13 protein-coding genes and 1 tRNA gene are annotated in these 13,171 nt (G+C 71.5%); 11 read left to right on the top strand and 3 right to left on the bottom strand.

All coding sequences use genetic code 11. The features are described 5' to 3' along the window. Positions 1-4: 4 nt before the first annotated feature. From Pla163_RS12645 to Pla163_RS12600, 11 genes are all read left to right on the top strand, one after another. Positions 5-1,888 (top strand): BatD family protein, encoded by a 1,884-nt coding sequence (locus Pla163_RS12645; protein ID WP_145188857.1) that lies wholly within the window; start codon positions 5-7, stop codon positions 1,886-1,888. A gap of 4 nt (positions 1,889-1,892) precedes the next feature. Then, a complete protein-coding gene (locus tag Pla163_RS12640; RefSeq protein ID WP_145188854.1) occupies positions 1,893-2,867 on the top strand; it encodes an SH3 domain-containing protein in 975 nt (324 codons plus the stop codon). A gap of 114 nt (positions 2,868-2,981) precedes the next feature. Beyond that, positions 2,982-3,080: transfer RNA gene (locus Pla163_RS19045), tRNA-Sec, on the top strand. Positions 3,081-3,209: 129 nt separating this feature from the next. Next, on the top strand, positions 3,210-4,250 hold the full coding sequence (locus Pla163_RS12635) for a hypothetical protein (RefSeq protein ID WP_145188850.1): 1,041 nt from the start codon (positions 3,210-3,212) through the stop codon (positions 4,248-4,250). Positions 4,251-4,290: 40 nt separating this feature from the next. Continuing rightward, on the top strand, positions 4,291-5,283 hold the full coding sequence (locus Pla163_RS12630; RefSeq protein WP_145188847.1) for a GNAT family N-acetyltransferase: 993 nt from the start codon (positions 4,291-4,293) through the stop codon (positions 5,281-5,283). A 39-nt stretch (positions 5,284-5,322) separates the two neighbouring features. After that, positions 5,323-6,903: an NfeD family protein gene (locus Pla163_RS12625; protein ID WP_145188843.1), complete on the top strand. Its 1,581-nt coding sequence runs from the start codon at positions 5,323-5,325 to the stop codon at positions 6,901-6,903. Next, positions 6,900-7,439, top strand: coding sequence for an NfeD family protein (locus Pla163_RS12620; RefSeq protein ID WP_145188840.1), 540 nt, complete (start codon positions 6,900-6,902; stop codon positions 7,437-7,439). Before Pla163_RS12625 ends, Pla163_RS12620 begins: the two co-directional genes overlap by 4 nt. A 147-nt stretch (positions 7,440-7,586) precedes the next feature. After that, positions 7,587-8,678, top strand: coding sequence for a flotillin-like protein FloA (gene floA / locus Pla163_RS12615; RefSeq protein WP_145188837.1), 1,092 nt, complete (start codon positions 7,587-7,589; stop codon positions 8,676-8,678). Positions 8,679-8,683: 5 nt separating this feature from the next. Further along, positions 8,684-9,523 carry a hypothetical protein gene (locus Pla163_RS12610; protein ID WP_145188835.1) on the top strand — a complete coding sequence of 280 codons (840 nt, stop codon included), beginning with the start codon at positions 8,684-8,686 and terminating at the stop codon, positions 9,521-9,523. A gap of 63 nt (positions 9,524-9,586) precedes the next feature. Next, a complete protein-coding gene (locus tag Pla163_RS12605; RefSeq protein ID WP_145188832.1) occupies positions 9,587-10,069 on the top strand; it encodes an EVE domain-containing protein in 483 nt (160 codons plus the stop codon). A 265-nt stretch (positions 10,070-10,334) separates the two neighbouring features. After that, positions 10,335-10,514 carry a histone H1 gene (locus Pla163_RS12600; protein ID WP_145188830.1) on the top strand — a complete coding sequence of 60 codons (180 nt, stop codon included), beginning with the start codon at positions 10,335-10,337 and terminating at the stop codon, positions 10,512-10,514. 134 nt (positions 10,515-10,648) lie between these two features. Here Pla163_RS12600 and Pla163_RS12595 read toward each other — a convergent pair whose 3' ends face one another. The 3 genes from Pla163_RS12595 to Pla163_RS12585 are packed head-to-tail and all read right to left on the bottom strand — an operon-like array spanning position 10,649 to position 13,130. Continuing rightward, the gene (locus Pla163_RS12595; protein WP_419185889.1) at positions 10,649-11,821 is read right to left on the bottom strand and encodes an MqnA/MqnD/SBP family protein; all 1,173 of its coding nucleotides are present in this window, start codon (positions 11,819-11,821) and stop codon (positions 10,649-10,651) included. Continuing rightward, a complete protein-coding gene (gene mqnB / locus Pla163_RS12590) occupies positions 11,821-12,486 on the bottom strand; it encodes a futalosine hydrolase (RefSeq protein ID WP_145188826.1) in 666 nt (221 codons plus the stop codon). Before mqnB ends, Pla163_RS12595 begins: the two co-directional genes overlap by 1 nt. After that, the gene (locus Pla163_RS12585) at positions 12,483-13,130 is read right to left on the bottom strand and encodes a hypothetical protein (RefSeq protein ID WP_145188823.1); all 648 of its coding nucleotides are present in this window, start codon (positions 13,128-13,130) and stop codon (positions 12,483-12,485) included. Before Pla163_RS12585 ends, mqnB begins: the two co-directional genes overlap by 4 nt. Between the last annotated feature and the right edge of the window lie 41 nt (positions 13,131-13,171).

Below are 13,171 nucleotides of genomic sequence, written 5' to 3'. Positions count from 1 at the left end.
CCACATGTGCCTCTCCTTCCACGACACGGGCCTGCAGCACGTGAGCCTTCGAGGCACCGGCTTCGTCGGCCGGACCCCTTCCGACGCGACCGTCGCGTCCTTCGTGCGCGCGCTCGTGCTGCCGCTCCTTTGGATCGCCCTCTGCCTGGGGAGCGCGGCGGCCACGCCCGGTGCGCAGGGCACGGACGAGGGCTTCTCCGTGCGGCTCGCGGACCCGGTGCTCAAGCTCGGCGACTCGACCCAGCTGATCGTCGACGTGCGCGATCGACAGCCGAACCTGTTGCGCCTGCCCGACGTCGAGGGCGTCGTCTTCGGCCAGATCCAAGGACCGAGCCTGTACCGCAGCGTCTCGTTCTCGGGTGGGCGGACCGTTCGCGACGTGATCTACACGTACACGGTGCCGGTCTCCTGCGACACCGAGGGCCGCTACGACATCCCACCGATCGTCGGCGTGTTCGGAAGCGACGAGCTCGCGAGCGAGCCGCTCCTCCTGGAAGTGGTGCGCGATCAACGGGGCGAAGCGCTCGGGTTCCTCCAGATCGACCTGCCGTTCGAGCGCGTCGCGGTCGGTCAGAGTTTCCCGGTCGAGATCGAGTTCGGAGTCCGCGCCAGCGCGACGAGTCGCACCTCCGCGACCTTCGACCTGACGTTGCCCTGGCTCGGTTCGCTCGGACGCGAGGCCGTCGAGGTCCTCGCCCCCGACCGCCGCGACGGCGCGCCGACCGAAGCCACGATCAGTGGCACCATGCGCGTTCCGACCTCGGCCGCCCGGTCGCGCGTCGTCGACGGCGAGACCTACCGGATCATGCGGCTGCGGCTGCTCGTCACGCCCCTGCGGATCGGGAACGTCGACCTGTCGGGCACCGTGCTGCGCATCCGCACCGGGCGTTGGCGCGAGTCGACGTTCCTCGGGCGCGAGTTCCAACCCACGGACGAGTTCTTCAAGCGGCTCGGCGAGCGTTCCTTCGAGGTTCGTCCACTGCCCGAGGAGGGCCGTCCGCTCGGCTTCACGGGCGCGGTGGGGGACTTCGACGCGCGCGCGTCGCTCGACGTGTCCGAGATGTTCGTCGGCGACTCGTTCAAGCTGATCGTCGACTACACGGGGTCCGGCAACCTGTCCGACTTCGCCGCGCCGAACCTCGAACTGTCGAGCGCGTTCGCCGATCGCTTCGCGGTCTACGGCGTCAGCGAGGAGCGCGACAACGACCGCCGACGCGTCGTGTTCGACCTCGCGCCCCTGTCCGCGGAGGTCGACGAGGTGCCGCCCGTCGAACTCTGGACCTTCGATCCGCTCACGTGGACCTACCGCGTCGTCGCGACCGACCCCCAGCCCGTGCGCGTCCTCGCGCGCGCGACCGCCGCGCCGCCGGTCGTGTCCGATTCGCTGACCGATGAGCCGGCGATCGAGAGCTTCGAGCGCGACATCGTCGACATCGAGACCGGTCCGTTGCGCGCGGCGGGACCCGAGGGCAGTGCTCCGCGCGAGTCGACGTTGCTGGCGCTGCTCGGAGCGGTCGCCGTGGCGTGGATCGCGCTGCGTCTGGCGGCGCGCCGCGAGTCCGGACCCCTGGGGTCCGCCGCCGATCGCAGGCGTGCCCTGCGACGTCTCGAGCGCGAGCTCGGCCGAGCGGAGACGCCCGAACAGGATCTGCGCGCCTGGACCGGGTTCCTGGCAGCGCGCACGGGTGTGCCGGCCGAGGCGTGGGTGGGGCGCGACGTGCGCCGGCTCGCGCGCCGCTCGAGCGAGGACGACCTGGGCGAGGTGACGACCGACCTGATCGCGCGCACCTCCGAACACCTCGAGGCCGCGGCCTACGGGGACGATCCGCGCGTGACGCGCGACCAGCTGGTGACCACCGCCCGCGACCTGCTCGAGGAGGGCCTGTAGTCCCATGGAACAGCGCAGCATCGCTCGTCTTCGTCCGTTCGTCGCAGCCGCCCTGGTCCTGTTCGCCTGGACCGCGAGGCCGGCCGCCGCGGACCCAGCACGCGGGCCGTTCACGTCGCTCGTGACGGTCCAGGGCTCCGGTGCGCAAGCGCGCGAGTCCTCGGTCGTCGAGGCAGCGGCCCCGACGCCCGAGTCCGGGGGGGCGAAGGACGAAGAAGCCGGTCGCTTCTTCTCCGAGCCGTCCGACGCCCAACGACGCGCGGCGGAGTTGTTCGACGCCGGCGTCGGCGCCTGGCGCGAGAGTCGCTACGGACGGGCCGAGGAACTCTGGCTCGTCGCCCTCGACACGATCGGTGCGCCGCCCGAGACCGACAGCGCCGACGCGGTCCTGTTCGATCGCCACGCGCTGTTGTTCAACCTCGGCAACGCGGCCTTCCGAGCGGAGCGCCCGCTCGAAGCGGTGGGCTGGTACCGCGCGGCGCTCCGCCACCAGCCGCGCCACGCAGCCACCCACGACAACCTGGAGCTCGCGCGCCAGCGGGCCGAGCTCGACGGTGGGACGGGTCTCGAACCCACGGCGGCCTGGGGGGCGTACCTCGCGGCCTGGACGCCCGGGGAAGCCCGTTGGCTGGCGTTGCTCGGGCTGGGTCCGTTGGCGGTCACGTTGCTGATCGAAGCCCTGCGCGGCGGTCGCGCGGCCATGCTCTGGGCCGGGTCGGCGCTGGTCGTCGCGGGCGTCCTGTTCGCGCCGCTGGTTCACGGCCACCTGACGGCGGACGAGCGGCCACAGATGGTGATCGCTCCCGAAGGCGTCTCACTGCGCTCCGAGGCCCGGACGGGTTCGACGGTCGTGGCGCGCGCGGCGGCGGGGGAGGACGTCCTGCGCCGCGACGCCCTGCCCGAGTGGATCCAGGTCGAGCTCGCGGACGGTACGCTGGGGTGGGTGCCGCGCGCGGAGTTGTTCGACCTGCGCCGTTGAGACGGGCGGGCGGGCGGGGCGGTCGCCACTCGGTGATCCGCCGCGAGGAATCGACGGCGAAGGTCGCGTCCGCTTGATCCGCGGGCTCCCGCCGTCCAGGATGGGCGCTCGAGCGGGAGTGGATCGGCGCTGGTGTGCCGCCCGGTCTTCAAAGCCGGTTAGGGGTGCGTGAACAGCGTGCTCGGTGGGTTCGATTCCCATGCACTCCCGCCATCACCTGCGCCGGCGCGCGGGTCGATTCCGGGCAGTGGCCGTCCCGCGCGTCCACGTGCCGTCCGACTCGTCGTCGGGGCCGGGTCCGCGCTCACGGCGGCCCGAAGGCCTGTGCCATACTGACGCGCCGTGAACGGTCGGAACGAGCCCCAGCAGGAGTCCGCGAGCGCCCACGGGTACGCCTTGCGCAGCTACGAGTCCGGTGACGAGGCAGCCGTGCTCGAGACCTTCAACCGGGTCTTCGCGGCCATCGACCCGACCTTCGAACCGCGCGACCTTCGGACCTGGCGCTGGCTCTTCGAAGGCAATCCGTCGGGACGCCGGCTGTGGCTCGCGGTGACGCCGGAAGGTCGCATCGTCGCCCAGTGCGCCGGGATCGCCCAGCGCATGCTCATCGACGGTGAACCCACCTTCGTCAGCCAGTCGATCGACTCGATGGCCGATCCGACGTTCACCCAGGGCCTCAAGCGACCGGGCGCGTTCGTGCGCACCTGTCTCGGCTACTGGGACGCCTACTCGGGATCCGGTCCCGATCGCGACGCGTTCGTCTGGGGCTGGCCGGTGGAGACCGCCTGGCGCATCGGCAAGAGCCAGCTGAAGTACGAAGTGGTGCGCACCCAGGGCCTCTTGTTCGCCACCGAGCGCACGTTCGCCGCGGGTCCCGCGCCCGGCATCGACGTGGCCGAGGTCGCGAGCTTCGACGAGGACGTGCGCGAGCTCTTCGATCGCGTGGCGCCCACGTCGCGCTGCATCGCCGTGCGCGACGCGCCGCAACTCACCTGGCGCTTCCTCGAGCGCCCCGGCTTCACCTACCGCATCGCCACCGCGCGCCGGGCCGGACGACTGGTCGGTCTGGCGGTGTTCCGCGACGGCTCCTTCGAAGGTGTGCCGTGCGGCGCGCTGTGCGAGTGGTTGATCGACCCGGACGTGCCCGAGGCCGGCCACGCCTTGGCGCACTGGGCTTTCGCGTGCACGCTCGAGGCGGGCCGCGACGAATTGGTCGTCGTCCTGCCCGACAGTCGTCCGTGGTGGATGCTCATGCAGTCGATCGGCTTCCGCGTGCGACCGACGAAGTACTTCCCCGTCGCGCGCTACTTCTCGAAGCGTCACCACCCGCGCTGGCTGTGGGACCACTGGTACTACACCTTGGCCGACACGGACCTGGTGTGAGCGCGCGGACGAGGACCTTGCGGCGCACCCAACTCTCGAGATGACCGCGAACGACTACGAGATCCGCGAGTACCTCCCCGGTGACGAGGAGAGCATCGTGCGGTGCTTCAACGACGTCTTCACGGACGGCGACGACCGCTTCGTGGGCCGCGACGTCGAGAGCTGGCGCTGGAGTTTCACCGACAATCCCGCGGGCTGGCGCGTGTACGTGGCCGTGTGCGACGGGCGCGTCGTCGCCCAGTGCGCCGCGCAACCTCTGCGCATGATCGTCGAGGGCGCGGAGGCGACCTTCGCCCAGGGCGTCGACTCGATGACGCACCCCGCGCACCGCCGCGGACTCAAGCGGCCCGGCTTGTTCGTGAACACCGCGAACGCCTTCTTCGATCGCTACGGCGGGGCCGACCGCGACGTCGTCCACTTCGGACTGCCGATCGAGCAGGCGTTCAAGATGGGCACGACGTTCCTCAAGTACGAGGTGGTGCGCACCCAGACGGTGCTCGGACTCGCGCCCGTCGTACCGCCCGACACCTGGCCGGCGGAGGTGGAGCGGCTCGGCGCCTTCGACGAACAGGTGCGCTGGCTCTACGACCGCTGCAGCGGCGCGTTCGGCGCCAGTGCGATCCGCGACGCCACGTTCCTCGAGTGGCGTTTCTCGCGCCCGGGGGCGACCTACGTGCGCCTCGGCGTGCGCGACGAACAGGGGATCCTGCGCGGCCTCGCCGTCTACCGCCGCACCCACCTCGTCGTCGACGACGTGGGCTGCGTGTGCGAGTGGCTGGTTCCGCCCGAAGAGCCCGAAGTGGCCGAACTCCTCGAACGGGGCCTGCGGCGACTCGCCCACGAGGACGGCGCCACCGGCCTGGCCCTCGTGGTGCCCGATTGGTCGCCCTGGTTCGCCTGGATGCAGGAGCGCGGCTGGCGCGTGCACCCGTCGGTGTACACCATGTGTTCGCGACACTGGGTTCGGCGCCTGACGCCGTTGTGGTTGCGCAACCACTGGTGGTACACGCTGGCGGATACCGACCTCGTGTGAGCATCTGCCGCGGCGTCCCATTCGAATCCCCGACCGACGATGCCCTCGCTCCGAATCATCCTCCGCTCGCTCGTTCTCGGCCTGGCGTTCCTCGTCGCTGCATCCGCTCTTGCTTCACCGACGGTTCCCGCGGCCAGCGCGCAGGGGCAGGGGAGAACGCCGGGCACAGGTGGAGCCACAGGCGCGGACGCCGCGCGCACCGGACCCGTCGTGGTGCGACTCGCGGGCGAACTCAACGCCTCGTCGCTCAGCCTGCTGCGTCGCGCGATCGACGCCGCTCGACCGGCCGGGCGCATCGTGATCGTCGAGCTCGACACGCCCGGTGGTGAAGTGACGCTGATGTGGCGCCTCGCCAAGGCCATCGACGCCGCGCGCGAGGACGGGACCGTCGTCGTGGCCCTCGTCGACGCGAAGGCGCTCTCGGCCGGTTCGATGGTCGCGATGAGCTGTGAGGAGATCTACATGACGCCCGAGGCCGTCATCGGCGCCGCGACGCCGATCACGATCGGGATGCAAGGCATCGAGAAGGCCGAGGAGAAGTTCCTCTCGTCGTTCCGCGTCGAATGGCGCGCGTGGGCCGAACGCAACAACCGGCCGCCCGCGTTGGCCGAGGGCATGGTCGACGAGACGGTCGAGGTGCGGCTGGTCGAGATCGACGGGCTACCGACGCTCGTGACCGGCACCGAGTGGGACGATCTGCGCGAGACCGGCGCGAACGTCACGCTCGTGCGCACGGTCGTCGACGACCAGACGCTGGTCGCGCTCACCGCCAGCGAGGCGCTGGAGTTCGGCTTCAGCGAAGGCACCGTGTCGGGACTGCGCGAACTCGTCGAGCTGAACCTCGGACAGGCGTTCGCCGACGTCGAGCGCATCCAGGCCACGGCGTCCGAGGAACTCGTCGCACGCCTCGCGCCGATCGCGCCGTTCCTGCTGGTGATCGCCGTTCTGTTGGCCCTGGCCGAGTTCCAGGCGCCGGGCTTCGGCGTGGCGGGCATCGGCAGTCTGGTGTGTTTCGCGCTGCTGCTCGCGTCGCGCTACCTGACCGGACTCGCGGGTTGGGAGCACGTGGTGGCGATGGGGCTCGGCGTCGTGCTGATCGCGGTCGAACTGTTGATCGTGCCCGGGACCTTCGTCGCCGGCATCTCGGGCGGCCTGTTGCTCCTGTGGGGCCTGGTCGCGTCGCAGCTCGGTCCGGGCTTCGACTGGGATCTCGCGCTCGATCGCCGCGTGTTGATCGGCGCAACCATCAGCACGCTCGGCTGGACGCTCGTCGGCATGTTCGGCGGTCTGGCGCTCGGACGCATCCTGCCGCGCACGCCCGTCGGTCACGCGCTGGCCAGCGGTCCGAGCGAGACCGGGACGGGCGGATTCGCGTCCGCGGTGGGGGAGCTCGCGTGCGTCGGCGCCGACGCCCTGCGACCCGGAGCGCTCGGAACCTGTGCCACGGCGTTGCGTCCGGTCGGGCGCGTGTTGCTCGACGGACACAGCCGTGCCGAGGTCGAAGCCTCGGTCGACGGCGGCTCGCTCGACGTCGGAACACGAGTTCGCGTGGTCGTGGTGCGCACCGGGCGTATCGTGGTCGAGGCCGTCGAACCCGATGACGGCGGAACAGGCGCATGACCACCACATTCCTCGCTCTCGCCGAGACTGTCTCCGACGGCAGTGAACTCACCTGGCCGATCCTCCTGCTGGGGCTCGGCCTGGCGCTCGCCCTGGCCGAAGCGCTGCTGCCGTCCGGAGGGTTCCTGTCGATCGGATCCGCGGTCGCCCTCGGTGCGGCGCTGGTCGTCGCCTTCAGCGAGGGCACGCGCCCCGGCATGACGATCCTGGTCGCCATGGCGCTGCTGTTGCCGTTGACGATCGGCTTCGGACTGTGGCTCTTCCCGCGCACGCCGTTCGGACGCAACGCCGTGAATCCCGGTCTGTCGTTCGACGCGCGCGCCGCCACCGACGAGCGGGACCTGACCCTGGTCGGACATCGCGGCGTGGCGTCGTCGGTGCTGCGCCCTGCCGGCCACGCCACGCTCGACGGTCGCCGCGTGGACGTGGTCAGTCGCGGTGAGGCGATCGACGCCGGAACCCCCGTCGTCGTCGTCGAGGTGAGCGGGAATCGCGTGGTCGTGGCGCGCGACGACTCACCGGCCGACCAGGCTTGAGCCCGCGTCCGCTGGCACCCATGCTGTGACGGCCCGGCGATCGCGACGGCGCCGATCGCACTCGAACACCCATCGCCACTCGAAACACGCACGACTCGGAACGTCCGGGTCGTCCAGCTCGCTCGACGTCCTTACTGCCAACCTCCCATGCCGCTCGACGCTCCCCTCGCCCTCGCGGGTCCCTTCACGCCGCTCCTGGCCGCGGGCACGCTCGACACCGTGTTGATCGTCGTCCTCGTCCTGGCGGTGATCGGCCTCGCGGGCCTCTTCCTGCGGTACGCGCAGCTGTACGTCCGTTCGCTGCTCACCAAGGCCGGCATCGGCATGTTCCAGATGTTGGCGATGAGCCTGCGGAAGGTGCCGCCGTCGCAGATCGTCGACGCGCGGATCATGCTCGTGCAGGCGCGACTCGACAGCATCGATCGTCGCGACCTCGAAGCACACACGCTCGCCGGTGGCCGTCTCGCCAACGTGGTTCGCGCGCTGATCGCCGCCGACCGCGCCGGCATCGAACTCGACTTCCGCACGGCGGCGTCGATCGACCTGGCCGGTCGCGACGTGCTCGAAGCGGTGCGCACCTCGGTCACGCCGAAGGTCATCGACTGTCCGAACCCGGCCTCGGGCAAGACCGAGATCGCGGCGGTCGCGAAGGACGGCATCCAGGTCCTGGCGAAGGCGCGCGTCACGGTGCGCACCAACATCTCGCGCCTCGTCGGTGGTGCGGGCGAGGAGACGATCATCGCGCGCGTCGGCGAGGGCATCGTCTCGACGATCGGCTCGAAGGACTCGCACAAGGACGTGCTCGAGAACCCGGACGCGATCTCCAAGGTCGTGCTCGCGCGCGGCCTCGACGCAGGAACGGCCTTCGAGATCGTTTCGATCGACATCGCGGACGTGGACATCGGCAACAACATCGGTGCGCGCCTGCAGGCCGACCAGGCCGAGGCCGACAAGCGCGTGGCCCAGGCGCTGGCCGAGAAGCGGCGCGCCATGGCGGTCGCGGCGGAACAGGAGTTCCAGGCCAAGGTGATGGAGAACCGCGCGTTGGTCGTGCTGGCCGAGGCCGAGGTTCCCAAGGCGATGGCCGAGGCGCTGCGCTCGGGCAACATGGGCGTGATGGACCTCTACCGGCTGAAGAACGTCGACGCCGACACGCGCATGCGTTCGACGCTCGGCGGTGACTCCGGTGGCGCGAGCTCCGGCAGCCGGCCCTCGGGTCCCGAAGGCGGCGGTCGCTGAGCGCGATGTTCGACGCACCGCTCCTGGCCCAGGGTGAGCAGGATCCGCTCAAGCTCCTCTTCCAGCTCATCGTCCTCGCGATCTTCTTCGCCGGGCCGCTGCTGGGGCGCGTGCTCAAGAAGATGGCGAGCGGCGACAAGGGAGCCGGCGGCGCCAAGCCGAAGGCCGCCCGACCGTCGCGCACGGATTCGCGTGCCGACTCGCGCAGCGAGGCCGAGGAGCTCGGCGGCGACCTGTGGCGCCAACTGATGGAGCTGGAGAAGGTGCCCGAGCTCGAGGAGATCGACGCGCCGCCCGTGGCGAAGCGTCGCCCGGCGGATCCGCTCAACGACCCCGACATCGAGATCGTCCAGGACTCGGCGCTCGAGCGGCGGCGTGCAGAGGCGCGTCCGCGCACGCCGGCGGCGCCGCCCCAAGCACCGCCGCCGCCGCGGCTGCCGAAGCGTGCGCCCGTCAGCGGCGGACCCGCGACCGGCGCGCCGGTCGAAGGTGGTGCGGGCACCTACGCGTCCGACGTCCCGCTGACGAAGGGCCGCCGGATCGAGTCGTTCAAACCGACCTTGAGCGAGGTTCCGACCGAGGAACAGCTCGAACGCATGGCGCTCGGCAACCGTCCGTCCCACGCACCGATCCCCGGCGGTGGCTTCTCGTCGAGCGCCCTGCCGTCCATGGGCGGCGTGTCCGAGGCGGCGCGCGAGGTGACGGTCGTCGGTCGGGCCGGGACCGCCACCGGTGGACTGACGCCCGCCGACCTGCGGCGCGCGGTCCTGCTCTCCGAGATCCTCGGTCCGCCCGTCTCGGAGCGTCGGAACGGGTGGGGCGATCGCGACTCGCTCTGGACCTGACCGGCTCGCTCCACGCCGACCGCCGACCGCCAACTTCCGGCCCCGACCCCGCGAACCGCGTCCATGCCTGCCCGTCCGACCCACTGGCTGCTCAAGAGCGAGCCCCACGTCTTCTCGTTCGACGACCTCTGGTCCGCGAAGAAGCGCACGACCATGTGGGACGGGGTCCGCAACTACCAGGCGCGCAACTTCATGCGTGACTCGATGCGCCCGGGCGATCCGATCCTCTACTACCACTCGAGCTGCGACGTGCCCGGCGTGGTGGGGCTGGCGGAGGTGGCCAGCGATCCCTACCCGGATCCGACCCAGTTCGACGCGTCCTCGAAGTACCACGACTCGGGCAGCGATCCGAACGACCCGCGCTGGATGCTGGTCGACGTGCGCGCGGTCCGGCGCCTGCCCCGGGTGGTCACGCTGGCCGACCTGAAGGGGGAGCGGCGCCTCGCGAAGATGGCCGTGGTCCAGAAGGGCTCGCGCCTTTCGGTCCAACCCGTCACCGAGGCCCAGTGGCGCATCGTTCTCGAGCTGGCGGGCGTCGACGGCTGATTGGGCGCCAGATGGGTGGCACATCGTGTCCACTTGAGGCCCCATGCGGCATCTGCCACCAGGGTCTCCCCGGGCCCCTGATTCCCGCACCCGCGTTCTAGGGCCCTGGAAGCGGCATTCTGGGCGCTCGACCCCCTGGCGTGACCCATGGTCGGGCGTATGCTGGCCGACCTAGGGGCCGCGCCTTCGGGGAGCGGCCGCCGGGCAGGCCCCCCCCCGGGTCGCCACGGTCCCGAACAACCACCCACCAGCCCACTCGCTGCGAATGACCCAGAATTACGAGAACCTCGTCGCCACGGTGAACGCCGCCCGCGAAGACGTCGAGAAGGCCGTGGCCCACAACAAGGCCGCCTGCGCCCGCGTCCGCAAGTCCATGCAGGACGTGAAGAACCTGGCTCAGGAGATCCGCAAGGAGATGCTCGAGCTGCGCGACGCCGGAGCCTGATCCGCCCCGATCTCGTCGGTCCGAACACACGACGGCCCGCACACGGCAGCCCAAACACGACGGCCCACGGCGCTCTGCACCGTGGGCCGTCTCGCGTTCTGCGGGCTCTCTCCGCGACCGCTCCCGTCGGCGTCTCAGGACGGCGGCAGGCCGGTCCATCCGGCCGGCCCGCGCACCACGTGGTGCGTGCGCACGGCCTCGGCCGTCCGCAGATGGCGGCGAAGGTGGGGGAACAGCGCCCCGCCGCGCGAGGGTTCGATCACGAGTTGCCCGGGGTCGTCGAGTTCGACCTCGACCAGCAGGACCTCGTCGACACCGGTGAAGTGCACGTCGAGCGTGCCCTCGATCTGGTGCCGGAACGACAGGTGGACGAAGCCCTCGCTGTCCAGTGAGGGCGGCTGCCACTCGCCGTGTCGCTGGGCGCGCTCCCAGTCGGCGGGGGCGACGAAGTGGAACAGGCGTTCGTCCGGCTCGAACGGGTCGAGTCCGACGTCCCGCTCCGTGAAGCCACAGGCGTGCGCCTTCTCGGCCAGCTCGCGCAGGGCGGCGCGGCCTTCGGACCCGAGCTCCTCCGTCCAGTCGTTGACGTACAGGTCCGCGTGCTCGAGCAGCACGTCGTCGTCGAACTCCTGGGCGTAGCGGCGCATGGTCGGGAGCGGAGCCCGTTCGTCGGCGCGCGCCGCACGGATCGAGGCGCGCGCGGCGCACACGAACGCGCTGACCGTTCCGGGGTCGGTCCGTGCGAGGTCGCGGCGCACGGCCAGTCCCCCGAGCGGCAGGGGCAGGCCGGTGGCCGCCTCCCACGTCGCGCCCAGATCGAGCGCCAGCTCGAGTCCGCGCTCCGCGTACGTGAAGCGCGCCTCGTGGATGCACACGCCGAGGTCCGCGTCGCCGCGCTCGAGCGCCGGAACGATCGCGCTGAACACCCGGTGCTCCACCCGCGTCGAGAGCGGGCGGAAGATGCGCCACAGAAGGTGCGCCGTCGTGTCCGCGCCGGGCGTCAGGACGCGCGCGTCCGTGCGGTCGTCGGCGCAGCCGTTCGCCGTCAGCACGACGGGCCCGACGCCGAAGCCGAGCGCCGCACCGACCGGCAGGACCGTCAGTTCGTCGCCGTGGCGCGCGGCCGAGGCGAAGCTGACCTTCGCGATGTCGAGCTCGCCCGCGGCCATCCGCTCGTTCAAGGACTGGATGTCGTCCAGGACCCACTCGATCGAATCGGCGCCGTCCGGGCCGGTGCGCGCCAGCAGGTGGTGGAACGCGAAGGTGTCGTTGGGGCAGGTGGAGAGACCGACTCGAAGACGCTTCATCAGCGGCGATCCTCGTCCATCGACCACTCGACGTCCAGCGCGCGGCCCAGCAGTTCGGCCGCCGCACGCAGGGCCTCGTCGATCTTCCAGTTCGAGGTGTCGCGCTCGCCGACCAGGTTCGACGCACCGCGCACCACCAGCAGGGGCGTGCCCGTCGCGTGGGCGGCGAGCGCGACGCCGAACGCCTCCATGTCCTCGGCCAGCGCGCCGGGCCAACGCTTCTGGCGCGCATCCGCCTGCCGCGCGTCCGCGCTGGCGGTCGGGTGCGTGAGCAACGCGCCGGTCGTGCACGGGACCGACCGGCGCGGGAGCCACAGGCGCAGCTCGTCGTACACGTCCTCGCGTCCGTCCGCGGCGGCGACCTGGGGCAGGCCGAGTTCGCGCGGACCGAGGAAACCGCCCGGGTCGTCGACGCCGAGTCCGCCCTGGACGACGCGGCCGAACGCTCCCGCGCGGCCGACCGGGAGGCGCGCAGCGTCGAACGTGCCCGCGATCCCGATCAACGCGATGCGGCGCGGCTCGCGTTCCGCGATCAGTGCAGCGGTGCGCGCGGCGGCGGCGATCGGACCGAAGCCGCACAGCTCGGGCACGACGGTGGCGGCGGTGAAGCGGCGCAGGCGCAGCCGTTCGAGTTCGGTCGGAACCAGGACCAGGGTCGTGCTCATCGTCCGTCGCGCTCCAACCAGGGCAACCAGCCGCCCGCGCGTTCCGGGCCGGTGATCTCGAGGCCGTGGGGGATCGCGGCGCCCGGTGCGAGCCGCAGGAGCCCACGCCGCCCGTGCAGGAGCCCCGTGCCCAGGAACTCGACGCGCAGGGTGCCGTTCGGATAGCGCCGCAGCTTCTCGCACGGCAACGGCCCGACGAGTCGGTCGTCGACCTCGACCAGCGCCACGGGCGACGAGGCGGCGGCCGCGTCGGCTTCGACGGCGAAGCGTTCGAGGTCGTCCGCGACCAGGGCCTCGGCCGCGCGCAGCGGGACGTCGTCGAGCACGACCGCGGCCGTGGCGCCGATCGCGACGGCCGGGAAGAGCCACCACAGGACGGCGCGCTGGGTCTCGGTCGACGGGTGCCGGCGGCGTGCGCCGAGCGCGTGGATCAAGCCGCCGATCCACAGGGGCAACGCGAGGAGCGCGAGCAGCGTCGCGAAGAACAGCACGGGCCACAGGACGCCCACGGGCGTGGTGAAGGCGACGTGCACCAACGCGCAGACGACTGCGACCGCGACCGCGAAACGGCGTCCGCGGTCCGTGCGCTCGCTGGCCGTGAGTCCCCAGTGTTCGGGCTCGAGAGCAGGTCCGGTGCTGATCACGCGCCGACCTCGCTCGAGACCGTGCCGTCCTCGAACACCGA

This window comes from Rohdeia mirabilis (genome assembly GCA_007750655.1).
Taxonomy (GTDB): domain Bacteria; phylum Planctomycetota; class UBA1135; order UBA1135.
The sequence above is the reverse complement of the archived record's forward strand: the minus strand, read 5'-3'. Positions and strand labels throughout refer to the sequence as shown.

Bases quoted from the DNA above. Each gene is read 5' to 3' on its own strand.
- floA (WP_145188837.1), top strand. From the start codon at position 7,587: ATGCCGCTCGACGCTCCCCTCGCCCTCGCGGGTCCCTTCACGCCGCTC.
- Pla163_RS12600 (WP_145188830.1), top strand. From the start codon at position 10,335: ATGACCCAGAATTACGAGAACCTCGTCGCCACGGTGAACGCCGCCCGC.
- mqnB (WP_145188826.1), bottom strand. From the start codon at position 12,486: ATGAGCACGACCCTGGTCCTGGTTCCGACCGAACTCGAACGGCTGCGC.
- Pla163_RS12595 (WP_419185889.1), bottom strand. From the start codon at position 11,821: ATGAAGCGTCTTCGAGTCGGTCTCTCCACCTGCCCCAACGACACCTTC.
- Pla163_RS12630 (WP_145188847.1), top strand. From the start codon at position 4,291: ATGACCGCGAACGACTACGAGATCCGCGAGTACCTCCCCGGTGACGAG.
- Pla163_RS12645 (WP_145188857.1), top strand. From the start codon at position 5: ATGTGCCTCTCCTTCCACGACACGGGCCTGCAGCACGTGAGCCTTCGA.
- Pla163_RS12625 (WP_145188843.1), top strand. From the start codon at position 5,323: ATGCCCTCGCTCCGAATCATCCTCCGCTCGCTCGTTCTCGGCCTGGCG.
- Pla163_RS12620 (WP_145188840.1), top strand. From the start codon at position 6,900: ATGACCACCACATTCCTCGCTCTCGCCGAGACTGTCTCCGACGGCAGT.
- Pla163_RS12610 (WP_145188835.1), top strand. From the start codon at position 8,684: ATGTTCGACGCACCGCTCCTGGCCCAGGGTGAGCAGGATCCGCTCAAG.
- Pla163_RS12640 (WP_145188854.1), top strand. From the start codon at position 1,893: ATGGAACAGCGCAGCATCGCTCGTCTTCGTCCGTTCGTCGCAGCCGCC.
- Pla163_RS12605 (WP_145188832.1), top strand. From the start codon at position 9,587: ATGCCTGCCCGTCCGACCCACTGGCTGCTCAAGAGCGAGCCCCACGTC.